13 protein-coding genes and 1 rRNA gene are annotated in these 16,689 nt (G+C 62.0%); 12 read left to right on the plus strand and 2 right to left on the minus strand.

What is annotated here, in order from left to right:
• Both rrf and mrdA read left to right on the plus strand, forming a co-directional pair.
• A 5S ribosomal RNA gene (gene rrf, locus CAF74_RS26565) occupies positions 1 to 97 on the plus strand; the annotation flags it as partial.
• A 204-nt stretch (positions 98 to 301) separates the two neighbouring features.
• Positions 302 to 2,194 carry a penicillin-binding protein 2 gene (gene mrdA, locus CAF74_RS26570; protein WP_085748317.1) on the plus strand — a complete coding sequence of 631 codons (1,893 nt, stop codon included), beginning with the start codon at positions 302 to 304 and terminating at the stop codon, positions 2,192 to 2,194.
• Between the two features lie 12 nt (positions 2,195 to 2,206).
• On the opposite strand, the gene CAF74_RS26575 is transcribed toward mrdA, so the two are convergent.
• Positions 2,207 to 3,166, minus strand: a complete 960-nt coding sequence (locus tag CAF74_RS26575) for a LysR family transcriptional regulator (RefSeq protein WP_085748318.1) — start codon at positions 3,164 to 3,166, stop codon at positions 2,207 to 2,209.
• Between the two features lie 144 nt (positions 3,167 to 3,310).
• On the opposite strand from CAF74_RS26575, the gene CAF74_RS26580 reads away from it, so the two are divergent.
• From CAF74_RS26580 to CAF74_RS26590, 3 genes are read left to right on the plus strand one after another with little or no spacing between them, the layout of a single operon-like run.
• The gene (locus CAF74_RS26580) at positions 3,311 to 4,612 is read left to right on the plus strand and encodes an MFS transporter (RefSeq protein ID WP_085748319.1); all 1,302 of its coding nucleotides are present in this window, start codon (positions 3,311 to 3,313) and stop codon (positions 4,610 to 4,612) included.
• Entirely contained in the window at positions 4,609 to 5,364 is a 756-nt protein-coding gene (locus tag CAF74_RS26585) for a class II aldolase/adducin family protein (RefSeq protein ID WP_085748320.1), read from the plus strand. Before CAF74_RS26580 ends, CAF74_RS26585 begins: the two co-directional genes overlap by 4 nt.
• Complete coding sequence (locus CAF74_RS26590; RefSeq protein WP_085748321.1) at positions 5,361 to 6,290, plus strand: glyoxylate/hydroxypyruvate reductase A; 930 nt, start codon at positions 5,361 to 5,363, stop codon at positions 6,288 to 6,290. The genes CAF74_RS26585 and CAF74_RS26590 overlap by 4 nt, the downstream gene beginning before the upstream one ends.
• Here the strand turns inward: CAF74_RS26590 and CAF74_RS26595 are convergent.
• Positions 6,284 to 7,219, minus strand: coding sequence for a LysR family transcriptional regulator (locus tag CAF74_RS26595; protein WP_085748322.1), 936 nt, complete (start codon positions 7,217 to 7,219; stop codon positions 6,284 to 6,286). The genes CAF74_RS26590 and CAF74_RS26595 overlap by 7 nt on opposite strands.
• Before the next feature lie 163 nt (positions 7,220 to 7,382).
• Between CAF74_RS26595 and CAF74_RS26600 the strand changes: the two genes are divergently transcribed.
• The 7 genes from CAF74_RS26600 (at position 7,383) to CAF74_RS26630 (ending at position 16,682) form a co-directional block, all read left to right on the plus strand.
• On the plus strand, positions 7,383 to 8,693 hold the full coding sequence (locus CAF74_RS26600) for an MFS transporter (RefSeq protein ID WP_085748323.1): 1,311 nt from the start codon (positions 7,383 to 7,385) through the stop codon (positions 8,691 to 8,693).
• Positions 8,694 to 8,715: 22 nt separating this feature from the next.
• Positions 8,716 to 9,954: a Zn-dependent hydrolase gene (locus CAF74_RS26605; RefSeq protein ID WP_085748324.1), complete on the plus strand. Its 1,239-nt coding sequence runs from the start codon at positions 8,716 to 8,718 to the stop codon at positions 9,952 to 9,954.
• A gap of 3 nt (positions 9,955 to 9,957) precedes the next feature.
• On the plus strand, positions 9,958 to 10,983 hold the full coding sequence (locus CAF74_RS26610) for a histone deacetylase family protein (RefSeq protein ID WP_085748325.1): 1,026 nt from the start codon (positions 9,958 to 9,960) through the stop codon (positions 10,981 to 10,983).
• 117 nt (positions 10,984 to 11,100) lie between these two features.
• Complete coding sequence (locus tag CAF74_RS26615) at positions 11,101 to 13,005, plus strand: sigma-54-dependent Fis family transcriptional regulator (protein WP_085748326.1); 1,905 nt, start codon at positions 11,101 to 11,103, stop codon at positions 13,003 to 13,005.
• Positions 13,005 to 14,723 carry an ABC transporter ATP-binding protein gene (locus CAF74_RS26620; RefSeq protein ID WP_085748327.1) on the plus strand — a complete coding sequence of 573 codons (1,719 nt, stop codon included), beginning with the start codon at positions 13,005 to 13,007 and terminating at the stop codon, positions 14,721 to 14,723. The genes CAF74_RS26615 and CAF74_RS26620 overlap by 1 nt, the downstream gene beginning before the upstream one ends.
• Positions 14,713 to 15,390 (plus strand): S8 family serine peptidase, encoded by a 678-nt coding sequence (locus CAF74_RS26625; protein WP_085748328.1) that lies wholly within the window; start codon positions 14,713 to 14,715, stop codon positions 15,388 to 15,390. Before CAF74_RS26620 ends, CAF74_RS26625 begins: the two co-directional genes overlap by 11 nt.
• The gene (locus CAF74_RS26630) at positions 15,387 to 16,682 is read left to right on the plus strand and encodes an NAD(P)/FAD-dependent oxidoreductase (RefSeq protein ID WP_085748329.1); all 1,296 of its coding nucleotides are present in this window, start codon (positions 15,387 to 15,389) and stop codon (positions 16,680 to 16,682) included. The genes CAF74_RS26625 and CAF74_RS26630 overlap by 4 nt, the downstream gene beginning before the upstream one ends.
• Positions 16,683 to 16,689: the final 7 nt, after the last annotated feature.

The following is a 16,689-nucleotide window of genomic DNA, read 5'->3' on the forward strand; positions in this document are numbered from 1 at the left end:
TGGAACCACCTGATCCCATCCCGAACTCAGAAGTGAAACGATGCATCGCCGATGGTAGTGTGGGGTTTCCCCATGTGAGAGTAGGTCATCGTCAAGATTGAATTCCGAAACCCCAATTGCGAAAGCAGTTGGGGTTTTGTTTTGCCCGCAGGAAAGTGGTCCGACCGCCGTTACTGCAACCATTGGGGAAATCCCTCTGAAATGACCGCTCCGTTTTTGGTATGGTGCAGCTCGTTTTTTAACGGACTGATGTCACGCCCAAGGATCGGCGCTCATTTTTTGTCAAAGAGTGGCTGCAGAAATGCCCGAACCCATCCCTATCAAGGATCACGAAAAAGAGACGCGATTGGTCAACAAACGCCTGATCGCCTGTGCCTTGTTCGTCTTCGCTGTCAGTTGCGCCCTGGTTGTGCGCCTGTACATCCTGCAAGTCGTCGAGTTCGACTACCACTCGACTATCTCCGAAAACAACCGCGTCCATGTCCTGCCGATCCCGCCGACACGCGGCTTGATTTACGATCGCAACGGCGTATTGCTGGCCGACAACCGTCCCAGCTACAACCTGACCATCACCCGCGAACGCGCGACCGACGTCAACCAGGAGCTGGATGAAGTCATTAGCCTCCTGCACCTGCCCGCTGAAGACCGCACAGTCTTCGACAAGGCCATGAAGCAGTCGCGTCACCCGTTTACACCCGTAACGCTGTTCTATGAACTGACCGAAGAACAGATCGCCGTGCTGGCAGTCAACGAGTTCCGCTTGCCCGGCCTGGATGTCGAGCCGCAATTCGTTCGTAACTACCCGCTGGGCGCACACTTCGCACACTCGATCGGCTACGTCGGCCGCATCAACGAGAAAGAATCCAAGACTCTCGATTCCGTCGAATACCGCGGCACCCAATCCATCGGCAAGACCGGTATCGAACGCTTCTACGAGCCACAGCTGCACGGCCACGTCGGATACGAGGAAGTAGAAACCAATGCTCAGGGCCGCGTCCTGCGCGTGCTAAAACACACCGATCCGGTACCCGGCAAAAACATCGTCCTGAGCCTCGACGTCAAACTCCAGGAAGCCGCCGAAGCCGCACTCGGCGACCGTCGCGGCTCGGTCGTTGCACTAGACCCATCGACCGGTGAAGTGCTGGCCATGGTCAGCAACCCCAGCTTCGACCCCAACTTGTTCGTGACCGGTATCAGTTCCAAGGAATATTCCGCGCTGCGCGACTCAATCGACCGCCCGTTGTTTAACCGCGTACTGCGTGGCCTGTATGCACCCGGTTCGACGATCAAGCCGGAAGTGGCCATCGCTGGTCTCGATGCCGGCGTGGTCACGCCTCAGACCCGAGTCTTCGATCCTGGCTACTACCAACTCCCGGACTTCGACCACAAATACCGCAACTGGAACCACAGCGGCGACGGCTGGGTGGACATGGACGCGGCGATCATGCGCTCCAACGACACCTACTTCTACGACTTGGCGCACAAGCTCGGCATCGATCGCCTGCATGACTACATGGCGATGTTCGGTCTCGGCGAGAAAGTCTCGCTGGACATGTTCGAGGAGTCACCCGGCCTGATGCCGTCCCAGGCATGGAAGCGCGCCACGCGCCGACAAGCCTGGTTCCCCGGCGAAACCGTGATCCTCGGCATCGGTCAGGGCTACATGCAGGTCACGCCGTTGCAACTGGCTCAAGCCACCGCACTGATTGCCAACAAGGGCATCTGGAACCGTCCGCACCTGGCCAAGACTGTCGACGGTGTAGCGCCGGTGGACGAACACCCGATGCCGAACATCCTGCTCAAGGATCCGCGTGACTGGGAACAGGTCAACCACGGCATGCAGATGGTGATGCACGATGCCCGAGGCATTGCCCGTGCGGCGGCGGCCGGTGCGCAATACCGCATCGCCGGCAAGAGTGGTACGGCGCAAGTAGTGGCGATCAAGCAGGGTGAGCGCTACAACCGCGAGAAAACCCTCGAACGTCACCGTGACAACGCCTTGTTCGTTGGCTTTGCGCCCGCCGAACATCCAAAAATCGCGATCTCGGTGATGATCGAAAACGGCGAGGCCGGTGGCCGGGTCGCAGGTCCCGTGGTACGGCAGATCATGGACGCCTGGCTACTCGACCAGGACGGTCATCTCAAGCCGCAATACGCGGCGCCGACCAAAGCGCCGGGCGATCCCCACGTCTAATCCGCTGCAGCTTCACAGCACAGGCTCACGCAAGCTGAGCATGTGCTGGAAGCTGTCGAGGAACACCGTTTCCGCCTGAGTCATCTTCTGCTCGCGATTCCACAGCAGCTGAATATCGAAATCCACCACCCCATCCTCCGGCGGCAAACGCCACAGCAAGCCCTGTTCGACATCCCGTCGAACCAGGTGAATCGGCAAGCAACCAATCCCGAACCCTGCACAGATCAGGCGGTAAATCTCTTCGAAACTGGTGGAAGAGGCTACGATCTTGCCGGTAAAGCCCTGCTGGTCACGAAACAGCGTCAACGGCGAAAGATTGCCGCCGAGCTGATCGCTGGTGAAACTGACAAAGTTCTCTGCCGCCAGTTGCTCCAGCGTCAGATTCTGTTGCCCGAACAATCGATGTCGCTGTCCGCAAAAGTACGCATAGCGCTCACGAAACAATACTCGTTGTTCCAGCCTCGGCTGCGGTAGACGACACAATCCCACTCCCACCGTAGCGGTCTTCTGCAGCAATGAACTGATGATGTTCGAGCTGCCCATCACCTCGACTTCCAGTTCGATTTTCGGGTGAGTTTCGTGGAAGTCCGCGAGGAACTCATCGTAATGCCGCGCCTGCACGCCACTTACAGTGAGTATGCGAATCTTGCCCACCACGTCGTCATGGCGATTCTCGACCACCGTGCCCAAACGGGAAATATCGCCATAGATATCCGCCGCAATCCGCAGGACTTCTTCCCCGGTTTCCGTCAGATCAAAGCGCCGTCCGCTGCGGGCAATCAATACACAATCCAGTTGCTCTTCGAGACGTTTCAACGCCTGACTGACCGCCGACTGCGTGATGTGCAATCGCGCAGCGGCGCGACTCATGCTGCCTTCCTGACCGATCACCAAATACGTGCGCAGCAGGTTCCAGTCGAGCCGATCATTGAGAAAGCGTCGGCCGATCCAGGGATTAGCGATAGAGGTCATGTAGTAGCCACGCTAATAGTAAAGATAAGTTTTTGAAAATTGACTAATCCTGTCACGGAAGCGATAAAGCCCACAAGCGCCACAGAGCGCGACCGTCAGCCGCCTCGATACCTGCCCAAAACTATAAATACACAGGGTTCTTGCATGCACACCACCGCTCAGCCGCGTCGCGCCGCGGCCGCTGCCTTCATTGGCACGACCATCGAGTTCTACGATTTCTACATCTACGCCACCGCCGCTGCATTGGTACTCGGGCAAGTGTTCTTTCCCAGCAGCGATCCAGTGACCAGCACGCTCGCCGCGTTCGGCAGTTTCGCCGTCGGCTTCATCGCCCGTCCGATGGCCGGCATGGTGTTCGGCCATTTGGGTGATCGCCTCGGCCGCAAGAAAATGTTGCTGGTGACCATGGCACTGATGGGCTTGGCCACGGCGGGTATCGGTCTGTTGCCGAGCTACGCCAGCGTCGGCATCTGGGCGCCGATCGGGCTGATCGTATTACGCCTGATTCAGGGCATCTCCGTCGGCGGCGAGTGGGGCGGGGCGGTGTTGATGGCCAGTGAGCACGCACCGGCCAAACGCAAAACCTTTTACGCCTCGTTCGCCCAGCTCGGCAGCCCGGCGGGTTTGCTGCTGGCGTTGATCGCGTTTCGACTGGTGACGTCGCTGTCGCCGGAAGACTTCCTCGCCTGGGGCTGGCGTCTGCCGTTTCTCGCCAGCGGCGTGTTGATGATGGTCGGCCTGATGATCCGCTCCGGGGTGCATGAGTCGCCGGAATTCGCCAAGGCCAAGGACAACAACGAGACGGCGAAGTACCCGGTGAAAGACGTGATCCGGCAGTGCTGGCAGCAGATCCTGTTTGCTGCCGCCGCCGTCACCATCGGCTCGGCCGGCTTCTTCTTCACCAACACCTTCATGATCACCTACGTCACCCAATATCAGGGCATCCCGCGCTCGACCATTCTCGACTGCCTGTTCCTGGTGACGGTCATTCAGTTGCTCTCGCAACCGTTGTCGGCGCTGCTCGCCGAGCGCATCGGCGAAGGGCGGTTCCTGATGCTGGTCGCGTTGCTGTGCATGGTCACGCCCTATCCGATGTTCCTGCTGGTCGGCACTCAAAACATTCTGTTGATGACCCTCGGCATCGCCGTCGCGGTGGTGATTCTCTCGGCTTTGTACGCGGTGATCGCCGGGTACATGACCCAGGCCTTCCCGGTGCACCTGCGTTACTCGGGCATTTCCATCGCTTACCAATTGAGCTGCGCAGTAGCCGGCGGCACCACGCCGCTGATCGGCACGCTGCTGGCCAGCAAGTTCTCCGGACAGTGGCTGCCATTGGCGGTGTTCTTCACGCTGCTGTCGGCCCTGTCCCTGATCGGTGTCTGCGGCCTCGCGCGCTTGCGGGCCAACCCGGTCGTCCTTCATACCAGCAAAGAGGTGTATTCGTGAGTAAGCCCGCCCATATTGACCCGATCGAATGGCAAGCCCGTTGCGAGCTCGCGGCGTTGTACCGATTGATCGCGCACTTTCGCATGACCGACCTGATCGACACCCACATCACTCTGCGGATTCCGGGGCCGGAGCATCATTTCCTGATCAACCGCTACGGGGTGATTTTCGACCGCATGCGCGCTTCCGATATGGTGCGCATCGATCAGGACGGGCGCATCGTCGATCCTGAATACGCCGGGCATCGGGTCAACGCCGCCGGCTTCGTGATCCATTCGGCGATCCACATGGCGCGGCCGGATCTGAACTGCGTGATCCACACCCACACGGCCGCCGGCATGGCCGTCGCCGCGCAGAAACAAGGCCTGCTGCCGATCAGTCAGCACGCACTGAAGTTCTACGGAAAACTTGCTTACCACACCTACGAAGGCATCGCGCTGTCGCTGGATGAACGTGAGCGTTTGATCGCCGATCTCGGCCCGCACCGAGCGATGATCCTGCGCAACCACGGCTTGCTGGTCGGTGGTTCGAGCGTGGCCCAGGCATTCCAGGAAATCCACTTTCTGGAGCGCGCCTGCCAGGCGCAAGTGCAAGCGTTGGCCGGCGGTTGCGAGCTGCATTTCCCGTCGCCGGAAGTCTGCGCCCACACCGCCGAACAGTTCGACCGCGATGAGCAGGACAACATCATCGACCTGGCCTGGGAGGCCGCTCTGACCCTGATCGAATCCCAGCGCGAGTCCTATCTGTCATGAATACCGTTGCACTGATGTCCCGCGATACGCTGTTGCTCAAACAATTGCAGGAGGCCTTTGCCCGCCGTGCGCCGCAGCTTTCAGCGGTGCTGGCCGACGATCCCCGGGCGGCGAATGCGCAGATCGCGGCGTGCTGGTTTCCGCTGCCGGACAGCCTCGCCGCGTTGCCCAATCTGCAAGTGATTCACTCGGTCGCCGCCGGTATCGATCATTTGGAGCACGATCCGTCGTGCCCGGATTTGCCAGTGTGCAGGGTGGTTGATCCCGGCCATCGCCAAGGCATGACCGAGTATGTGCGCTGGGCGGTGATTCATTTTCATCGCGGCTTCGATCAAGTGCTCGAGCAACAACGCCACCAGCATTGGGAGCGACCGCTGCAGCGCCCGGCCCATGAGTTCCGGATCGGGGTGATGGGCCTCGGCTCGCTCGGCAGCGCGATCGCCCAAGACCTGGCCAGCGCCGGTTACGAGGTGCGGGGCTGGGCGCGTAGCAGCAAGGATTTGCCGGGCGTGCAGACCTTCGCCGGCAGCGATGCCTTCAACCCGTTCCTCGACGGCGTGGAGTTGCTGATCAATCTGTTGCCGCTCACCCAGGAGACTCGCGGCATCCTCAATCAGCAGACTTTCGAACGAATGGCCAACGGCGCGGCGCTGGTCAACGTCGGACGCGGCGGGCACCTGAACATCGATGATCTGCAACAGGCACTGGCCCGTGGAAAACTGCGCGGTGCATTGCTGGATGTCTTCGAGCAGGAACCGCTGCCCGCCGAGCATTCGCTGTGGAAAACTCCGGGTGTAACCGTCACCCCGCACATGGCTTCGGCGGCTTCGCACGACTGCATCGCCGAGCAGATCGCCGAGAACTTTCGCCGTTTGAACGCCGGCGAACCGCTGCTCAACAGCGCGGATCGACTGCTCGGCTATTGATCCGCCAGACAGGCCTGTAAACGCTCGATGAACAGCGTTTCGGCGCGACTCATGCGCTGGTCGCGGTTCCATAGCAGATGAATGTCGACATCGGCAATCCCCTCGTGGGGCGGCAGGCGCCAGAGCAATCCGGCCTCGACGTCCGCCGCCACCACGTGCTCCGGCAAACAACCGATACCGAACCCGGCGATCACCAGTCGCCGCACTTCCTCAAGGCTTGGCGATGAGGCGACGATGCGTCCGCTGAAGCCTTGCTGATCACGAAAAATCGTCAGCGGCGAGAGCATCCCGCCAATCTGGTCGCTGGTAAAACTGACGAAGTTTTCCCGCTGCAAATCGCCTTCGCCGATGTCCTGTCGGCCAAACAGCGCGTGGTGTTTGCCACAGAAAAACGCATAGCGTTGACGCAGAAACAGACGCTGTTCCAGACGCGGTTGCGGGCGCCGATTGAGGCTCAGACCAAGGGTCGCGGTTTTCTCCTGAAGCGCGCTGACGATGTCCGAACTGCGCATCACATCCACCTCCAGATCCACCCGTGGATACTGCCGATGAAAGTCAGCGAGGAAGTCATCGAAACGCTCGGAAAAGATCCGGCTGATGATCAGCAGTCGTACCTTGCCGATCACTTCGGCGGCCGGTTGCTCCAGCAGGCTGCTGACTTGGGACATTTGCCCGTAGATCTCGCCGGCCAGTTCGAAAATCTGCTCGCCGACTTCGGTGAGGGCGAAGCGCGGGCCGCGTCGGGCGATCAACTGGCGGCCCAGTTGCTCCTCCAGACGCTTGAGTGCCTGGCTCACCGCCGGTTGGGTCAGGTGCAGACGCGCGGCGGCGCGGCTGATGCTCAGCTCCTGGCCGATCACCCGGAAGGTGCGCAGCAGGTTCCAGTCGAGGCGGTCGTTGAGCAGGCGTTGTACATCACGTTCAGCCATGGCGGCTCTCTATTATAAGTTTAGGTAATACTCGGAATAATAAATAGAAAATTGACTAATCATAGCCCCGGGACGATAAATCACCCCCACGACAGGCGCCGCCAGAGCGCCTCGGATTTACGTTTTCCTCCTGCCAAAAAAACAATCAAAGGAGCCCGACCCCATGAAGCCCCACGCTTCGAACCAGCCGCGCCGTGCGGCCGCCGCTGCCTTCATCGGCACCATGATCGAGTGGTACGACTTTTACATCTACGCCACCGCCGCCGCGCTGGTGTTCGGCGCGCTGTTCTTTCCTTCCGACGATCCGCTGTTCAGCACCATGGCGGCGTTCGGAACCTTCGCCGTAGGCTTCTTTGCCCGGCCATTGGGCGGGATCATCTTCGGCCATATTGGCGACCGCATCGGCCGCAAGAAATCGCTGATCATCACGCTGTTGATGATGGGCGTGGTCACGGTGTGCATCGGTCTGCTGCCGACCTACGCGCAGATCGGCGCGACGGCGCCGGTGCTGCTGATTTTGCTGCGCATCGTCCAGGGCATCGCCGTCGGTGGCGAGTGGGGCGGGGCGGTGTTGATGGCTGGCGAGCACGCGCCGAAGGGCCGGCGCAATTTCTTCGCTTCGTTCGCGCAACTGGGTAGTCCGGCAGGTTTGATCCTGTCGCTGCTGGCCTTCAGTGCCGTGACCCGTTTGCCGGAAGAAGACCTGATGAGCTGGGGCTGGCGTCTGCCGTTCCTCGCCAGTGCGCTGTTGCTGCTGGTGGGCCTGGCGATTCGCCTGGGCGTGAACGAGTCGCCGGAGTTCCTCGCCAGCCGCGAGCAGGCCAGCAAGCAAATCAAGAAAGAACAGGCGCCGGTAATGGAAGTCCTGCGCACCGCGTGGCGGCCGCTGTTGCTGTGCATCGGTGCCAACACGCTGGGCATCGCTGGCGTGTATTTCACCAACACTTTCATGATCGCCTACACCACTCAGCAACTGGCGCTGCCGCGCTCGCTGATTCTCGAATGCCTGTTCTTCGTTGCGATCATCCAGTTCTGCATCCAGCCGCTGGCCGCGTGGACGGCGGAGAAGATCGGCGCGACACGTTTCCTGTGCCTGGTGTCGCTGCTGGCGATGGCCTCGCCGTATCCGATGTTTGTGCTGGTCAGCTCGGCCCAGGCGCCGCTGATCATCCTCGGCATCGCGCTGGCGGTGGTGTGCATGGCCTCGTTCTACGCGGTGATTGCCGGGTACGTCAGCGGCATGTTCGAGACCCGCGTGCGCTACACCGCGATCTCGCTGGCCTATCAGATTTGCGGCGCGGTGGCCGGTGGGCTGACGCCTCTGATCGGCACGATGCTGGCGCACAAGTTCACCGGGCAATGGTGGCCGATGGCGGTGTTCTACAGCCTGATCGCCGGCATATCGCTGGTCTGCGTGCTGTCCCTCGCCCGTCGTCACGCCAGCGCCCATCGCGCGGAAATGGCCCGCGCCTGACCCGGAATTTCAGGAGAAACTCATGTTGAAAATCAATGGCGAACGCCTGTGGGCGAGCCTGATGGCCATGGCCGAAATCGGTGCGACAGCCCGAGGCGGCAGCTGCCGTCTGGCATTGAGCGACGAAGACAAGGCCGGTCGCGAACTGTTCGCCCACTGGTGCCGCGAAGCCGGCATGACCTTGAGCGTGGACGCCATCGGCAACCTGTTCGCCCGTCGCGCCGGCACCGATTCGGACGCCGCGCCGGTGATGATGGGCAGCCACCTCGACACCCAGCCCGAAGGCGGGCGATTCGACGGCGTCTACGGCGTGCTCGCCGGGCTGGAAGTGGTGCGTTGCCTCAATGACCAGAACATCCAGACCCGCAAACCGCTGGAAGTGGCGGTGTGGACGAACGAAGAAGGCGCGCGCTTCACCCCGGCCATGTTCGGCTCGGCGGTGTTCACCGGGATCATGGATCTGAACGCCGCGCTGGCGGTGCGCGATATCGATGGCATCAGCGTTGCCGAAGCCTTGCAACGTACCGGTTACGCCGGTGATCGCCCGTTGGGCGGCGCGGTGGACGCGTATTTTGAAGCGCACATCGAGCAAGGCCCGATCCTTGAAGACAACGCCAAAAGCATCGGCGTAGTCACGGGCGGTCAGGCGATCCGCTGGCTCGATGTGCGCGTGGAAGGCATGGCCGCCCACGCCGGCACCACGCCGATGCCGCTGCGCAAAGACGCGCTGTACGGTGTGGCGCGGATGATTCAGGCAATCGAAGGTCTGGCCGCAGATTTTGCCCCCGAAGGCCTGACCACTGTCGGCGAGTTGAGCATCAACAAATCCTCGCGCAACACCATTCCGGGGCTGGTGAATTTCACCGTCGATCTGCGTCATCACCGCGACGACGCCATTGCCGCCATGGAGCAACAAGTCCGCGCCCGCTTACAGGCGATCGCCGATGGTCGAGGCCTGAACCTGACGATCACCCCGCACTGGATCAGCCCGGCCACGCCGTTCGACGCCGAATGCGTGGCGGCCGTGCAAGAGGCGGTGGATGCGCTGGGCTACGCTCAGCAGTCGATTGTCAGCGGCGCCGGGCATGACGCGATTCACCTCGCGCGCTATTGCCCGACGGCGATGGTGTTCATCCCGTGCGTTGGCGGCTTGAGCCACAACGAAGCCGAAGACGTGTTGCCCGAAGATGTGAAGCAGGGCACCGATGTATTGCTCAACGCCGTACTGGCCCGTGCCGGTCGAATCGAACAGGGAGCCTGAACCATGCGCAGTTTTTTCCACCCCGAACAATTGCTCCACCATCCACGCAGCTATTACTCGCGCGGGCAGATGCGTACGCCGCAAGAAGTTCCCGAGCGTGCGCAGCGTCTGGTTCAGGCCGCCCACGGTCTGGGCTTCAGTGTCGAGCAGCCCGCCGATGCCGGCCTCGCACCGTTGCTGGTGGTGCATGGCGCGCCGTATCTGACCTTTCTTCAGGAAGCGCACGCACGCTGGAAAGAAATCCCCGAAGACTGGGGCGACGAGGTGATGTCGAACATTTTCGTCCGCGAGCCCAACGCCTTGCGCGGCATCCTCGCCCAGGCGGCGCGCTATCTGGCGGACGGCAGTTGTCCAGTCGGCGAGCAGACCTGGCGATCGGCTTATTGGTCAGCGCAAAGCGCGGTGGCCGGGGCTCAAGCGCTGATCGATGGCGAGCCTGCGGCCTACGCCTTGTGCCGTCCGCCGGGGCATCATGCCCGGGCCGAAGCGGCGGGCGGTTTCTGCTACGTGAACAACGCGGCGGTGGCGGCGCAGGTGCTGCGTGACAAGTTTGAAAAAGTCGCCGTGCTCGACACCGACATGCACCACGGTCAGGGCATCCAGGAGATTTTTTACGACCGCGATGACGTGCTTTACGTCTCGGTGCATGGCGATCCGACCAACTTCTATCCGGGCGTCGCCGGATTCGCCGACGAACGCGGCAGCGGCGCGGGGGAGGGCTTCAATCTCAACCTGCCGATGGTCCATGGTTCAAGCGAAGCGGATTTCCTCGGGCAACTGGACGTCGCGTTGAACGCGCTACGTGAGTTTGGCGCGGAGGTGCTGGTGCTGTCGCTGGGCTTCGATATCTATGAGCTGGATCCGCAAAGCAAAGTCGCCGTGACCCGTGAAGGTTTTGCAACATTGGGCGAGCGGATTCGCAGCCTGGGCCTGCCATGCCTGATCGTGCAGGAGGGTGGTTATCACCTGGAAAGTCTCGAAGACAATGCCCGGGCGTTTTTCGTGAATGGCGAGGTGTGGCAGCGCTGAGGCAATCCACCTGACGAAGCGCCCTGTGGTGCTTGCCATCGCCCTGACGTTAACGTAAACATTGGCGTCAGGGCGCTGATGTAAAAAAGCGCAAAGCGGACCGCTCCGGAGCGCTTGATGACTCTTATAAAAACAACCGATCCCAAGTCTCACCACGAAGCCCGGCTGGCCCGGGAAAAACTCCATCTCGAAGGGCAGGTCCCGGATGGCGTGTTGCGTGCGGAGATCGATGCTTCGTGGCGGCGCAGCCTGAGCCACGGCGTGCATTTCAATGGCAAACATGAGTTGGCGCTGGAGTCGAGCGCCAGTCTCGATGTGTTGCTGGCGAGCAATCGCCTGCTGATCGATGCGGCGATACCGGCTATCGATTACCTGGCCGAACGTCAGGGCAAGGAAGGCCTGATCATCCTCGCCAATTCCGACGCCACCATCCTTGCGGTCGAGGGACGTGCCGACCGGCTCAAGGGCAGCGGTCTGCAGGACATCACCCTCGGCGCCTGCTGGAGCGAAGCCGCTCGTGGTACCAACGCCCTCGGCACGGCGTTGGTCGAAGCGCGGCCCACCCTGATTGATTGCGGCGAACACTACCTCGACCGCCTCACCGATTTTTCCTGCACCTCGGTGCCGATTCATTGCCCTCAGGGCGAAATTCTTGGCGTCCTCGACCTGACCCGCGAAGGCCCGCTCGGCCGCGTCCACGACAGCACCGCGCTGCTGAGCATGGCGGTCAGCCAGATCGAGAGCCGGGTGTTCAACAACAGCTTTCCCGATCAAATCGTCCTCGCCTTCCACAGTCGCCGCCAGTATCTCGAATCGCCATGGCAAGGCCTGCTCGCGGTCAGTCTCGGCGGGCAGATTCTGGCGGTCAGCGCCCAGGCCTGCCAGTTGCTGCGGGCCGAACGTTCGGCGCTGGTCGGACGGCGTTGCGAAGAATTTCTCGGGGTCGATGGCGTGCAATTGCTGACCCGTCTACAACAGGGGGGCGTCGGCAGTGTGCAGACCGCCAAGGGCGAATTTTTCTACAAGACCCTGCGAGCCCCAGCGCGTTCGGTCAACCTCGGCGGCCCGCCGCGCAGCGTGGCGAAAACCGCCAAGGCACAGCCGGATCTGGAAGCACTGGCCGGCAACAACCCTCGCTACGCTCGAGCCCTGCGCATGGCCCGCCAAGGTCTCGCCAATGAACTACCGGTGCTGTTGCTCGGCGAAACCGGCACCGGTAAAGAAGTGATCGCCCGTGCCCTGCACCTGGCCGGCAGCCGCAGCGACAAACCGTTCGTGGCCGTGAACTGTGCGGCAATTCCCGAAGGCCTGATCGAGTCGGAACTGTTCGGCTACCGCGAAGGCGCATTCACCGGATCGCGCCGGGGCGGCATGATCGGGCGCCTGCAACAGGCCCACGGCGGCACCTTGTTCCTCGATGAAATCGGCGACATGCCGCTGGCCTTGCAGGCGCGTTTGCTGCGCGTTTTGCAGGATCGTAAGGTCGCGCCGCTGGGTGCCGGGGAAGAGCAGGACATCGACGTCGCGCTGATCTGCGCCACCCACCGCGACCTCAAGCGTCAGGTCGAAGACAAGCAATTTCGCGAGGACCTGTTCTACCGGGTCAACGGCATCAGCGTGATGCTCCCGGCCCTGCGTGAGCGCGATGACTTCAGCGCGCTGGTCACTCGGCTGCTGAATAAACTCGACGCGCCGAACGCCGTACTGCACGACGACCTCAATCGCCTGCTCGCGGGTTATCACTGGCCGGGCAACATCCGCCAACTGGAAATGGTCTTGCGCACCGCTTTGGCCATGCGCGAACCCGGTGAAACGGTGCTGACCCTCGATCACCTGCCCGACAGCATGCTCGACGAACTGTCCGCCACCGAGAAACCCCACACCGGCAGCATTCGCGAGAACGAACTGGAGATGATCCGCCAGTCCCTCGACACCCATCAGGGCAACGTCTCGGCCGCGGCCGACGCCCTCGGCATCAGCCGCGCGACTCTGTACCGCAAACTCAAACAGTTGCGCTCGTGATGCAGCGCCTGTTCGTGCGGCTGATCGACAGCCAGAACCCCGCCGCACTGCAAGCGGCGTTGCGTTGGCTGTACGGTTTCGTGCGGCCGCAGCGTTTGGCCATTGCCGGCCTGCTCGGTCTTTCGGTGTGCGCGTCGCTGCTGGTGCTGGTGCAGCCGTGGCTGATCAAACTGCTGATCGACGACGGGCTGCTGGCGCGCAACTTTCCGATGCTGGTACTGATCGCGGTGTTGATGATCATCGCGGGACTGCTCGGCACGGCGTTGTCGGGGATCAACCGCTATCTGCACACGCGCCTGTCCGGGCGGATTCTGTTTGCCCTGCGCGATGACCTTTACCGGCATTTGCAGAAGCTCTCGCCGAGCTTCTACGGTCAGCGCCGGATCGGCGATCTGATGTCGCGGCTCGACGGCGATGTGGCGGAGATTCAGCGCTTTGCCGTGGACTCGTTGTTCTCGACGGTATCGAGCGTGATCGGCTTGGTGGTGGCGATCGTGATGCTGCTCACTCTGTCTTGGAAACTCTCGTTGCTGGCGCTGGTACTGATCCCGCTCGATGTGCTGTGGCTGCGCTGGATGCGGCGCAAGGTCGAGCGCGATGTGCGGCAGTTGCGCGAGCGTTCGGCGGACATGTCGTCGTTCATGGTCGAGACCTTGCCGGTGATGAAATTCATCCAGTCCGCCGGCCAGCAACAGCGTGAAGCGCGGCGTCTGGAAAGCCTCGGGCAGGGCTACATGAACCAGTTGCTGCGCCTGCAAGTCACCGAGTTTTTCACTCAGGCCGTGCCCGGTACGTTGACCTCGCTGTCCCGCGCCTGTGCGTTTCTGATCGGCGGATATTGGGTGGTGCAGGGCACCTGGCAACTCGGCGCGCTGATCGCGTTTTCCACCTATTTGGGGATGGCGGTCGGGCCGGTGCAGAGCCTGTTGGGGTTGTACGTGGCGATCCAGCGGATGACCGTCAGTCTTGGGCGAGTCATGGAGTTGCGTGGCGAAGAACCCACGGTGTTTTCACCAGCCGCGCCGAAACCGTTTCCGACTTCGGGCGAGCTGCGTTTCGACGCGGTGCACTTCAGCCATCCGGGCCGCCCAAGTACGTTGAGCGGGATCGAAGCGACGATTCCCTACGGTTTGAAAGTCGCCTTGAGTGGCGGCTCCGGCGTTGGCAAATCGACTCTGATCGATCTGCTGCAACGGCATCACGATCCGCAGTCCGGGCGGGTGTTGCTCGGCGAAGTGGACCTGCGTGAACTGGAACTGTTCGAACTGCGCCGACGCATCGCCGTGGTCAGTCAGGACATCGTGCTGTTTCGCGGCAGCCTCGCCGACAACCTGGCTTACGCGGTGCCGGACGCCAGCCGCGAAGCCATCGCAGAAGTCGCACGGCTGGCGCAACTCGACAGCTTGATCGCGTCGTTACCCGAGGGCCTCGACAGTCCTTTGGGCGAGCGCGGTCAGCAACTGTCCGGCGGGCAGAAACAGCGGATCGCGATTGCCCGGGCGCTGTTGCAGGATCCGCTGATTCTGGTGCTCGACGAGGCTACATCGGCCGTCGACGAAACCACCGAGCGCGAAGTGATCGAAGCCATCGACCGGTTGTTTGCCGGGCGCACGCGGATCCTCATAAGCCATCGTCCGTCGACCCTGGCCGATGCCGATCTGCGTTTCGAATTGCTCGACGGTGTGCTGATTTCGAAAACGGTGCTGCATGAAGCCTGAGTTGCGGATTGGTGTGGTCGACAGCGGACACTCCGCAGCGCAACGGGTGCAGGTGATTGCCGGGCGGCGATTCTCGTTGCTGGAGGATGGTCTGGCTGAATCCGATTTGCGCGACGATCCCCTCGGGCATGGCAGCGCGGTGATCGAAGCGATCAGTCGTCGGGCACCCGCCGCACAGATTTGCGTGGCGCAGGTATTCGATCAGCGCGGCGTTACCAGTGCATTGCAGATCGCCTCGGCCATCGACTGGCTGGTGGCGCAGGACGTGCGGCTGATCAATCTGAGCCTGGGCCTGCGCCAGGATCGCAGCCTGTTGCGCGAAGCCTGCGCGGCGGCGGTGGCCCGTGGAGTGTTGCTGTGTGCGTCGAGCCCGGCACAGGGCGCGGCGGTGTTTCCGGCGAGTTATCCGCAGGTGCTGCGGGTGACCGGCGATGCCCGTTGCACCGATGAGCAATGGTCATGGCTCGATAGTGCGCAGGCGGATTTTGCCGCGTGTGTTCGTGGCACTTATCCGGGGCAGTCCGGGGCCAGTCTGGGGTGTGCAGCGTTGAGCGGGCATATTGCCCGTTATCTGCTGGAGCATCCGCAGGCGAGCAATGCCGAAGTTATCGACTGGCTGAAACAGCACGCTCGTTATCGTGGTCCTGAACGGCGTTTCGGCCCATGACTGCGAGCCTGATTCTCGGTGCCGGTCCGGCCGGTGCAGTGGTTGCATTGGGGCTGCGACGACTGGGTTACCCCGTGACGCTGGTCAGCGAATGGCGGCGGTTTGCGGCGCTCGAAGGTGTCTCGCAACGGGTGCTGGAGGCGTTGCGCGGTGCCGGGTTGAATCATGCTTTGGCGAATGCCACGTTGCCGTCCCAAAGGCAGGTTTCGTGGAACGGTCAGCAGCATGCGCAGAACATCGAGTTTCTGCTGGATCGCCCTACCTTTGATCGCGGTTTGCGGGAAGATCTGCGGGTGGCCGGAGTTGAGGTGATTGAAGGGCGGATTTTGAATGTTCAGTCCTCGGCCGACGGCCATCAGGTAGAACTTGATGGCGGGCAGAGGCTGACGGCAGATTTTCTGGTGGAAGCCCGTGGGCGACAGGCGCCAGCGTCGGGCAAAGGTCTGCGCGGGCCGGAGACGGTCAGCCTGCTCAATCGCTGGCAAGGCACGCCGGGTGTGACTGCCAGTGCCGTGGAAAGCCTCGAGGACGGTTGGGCGTGGATGGCTCGACGGGACGATGGTCAGTGTTATTGGCAGTGGACAGTGGATGTGGCCAGCGCCCAATTGCCGGGCAAGGCGCAGTTGCTCGATTACTGCCGCGCGCGACGTCTGGCCTCGGATTTTACTCAATCCTTCTTCGCCGGCGGGCAGGAATTGGAGTTGCAACTGCACGCTCGCAGCAGCACCGCGATCCTTGCCCCGAAGGTCTGTGGCGAAAACTGGATTCGTGTCGGCGATGCAGCGATGGCAGTGGACCCGCTGTCGGGCAACGGGATCTTTCAGTCGCTGTCCTCGGCGTTGCAGGCGCCGGTGGTGATCAACACGCTGTTGCGTAAACCTGAGCGGGCGGCGCTGGCGCAACGTTTTCACCGGCAACGTGTGGAGCAGTTGTTCCTGCGCTTTGCGCGGATCGGTCGGGACTTTTATGCCGATGAACAGCGCTGGCTCGATCGGCCGTTCTGGCAGGCGCGGCGACAGTGGCCGGACGCTGAAGTGGCCCATGCTGCGGTGGATTTTTCCGCGTTGCGGATCGAACGAATGCCGGTGTTGCGTGACGGGTTTGTCGATGAAGCCGAGGTGGTGATCACGGCGGATCAACCGCTGGGGATCTGGCATGTGCAAGGTGTCGAGCTGGCTCCGCTGGTGCGGCGCTTGCGCGATGAACCGGCGGATCAGGTGTTGGCGGGATTGACGCTTGAGCAGGGGCGAGCCGTTCGCGGGTGGCTGTTGGCCCAGGGTTTCAAACCCTGAGCCGTGA

Source organism: Pseudomonas sp. R45(2017) (genome assembly GCF_002112305.1).
Classification (GTDB): domain Bacteria; phylum Pseudomonadota; class Gammaproteobacteria; order Pseudomonadales; family Pseudomonadaceae; genus Aquipseudomonas; species Aquipseudomonas paraglycinae.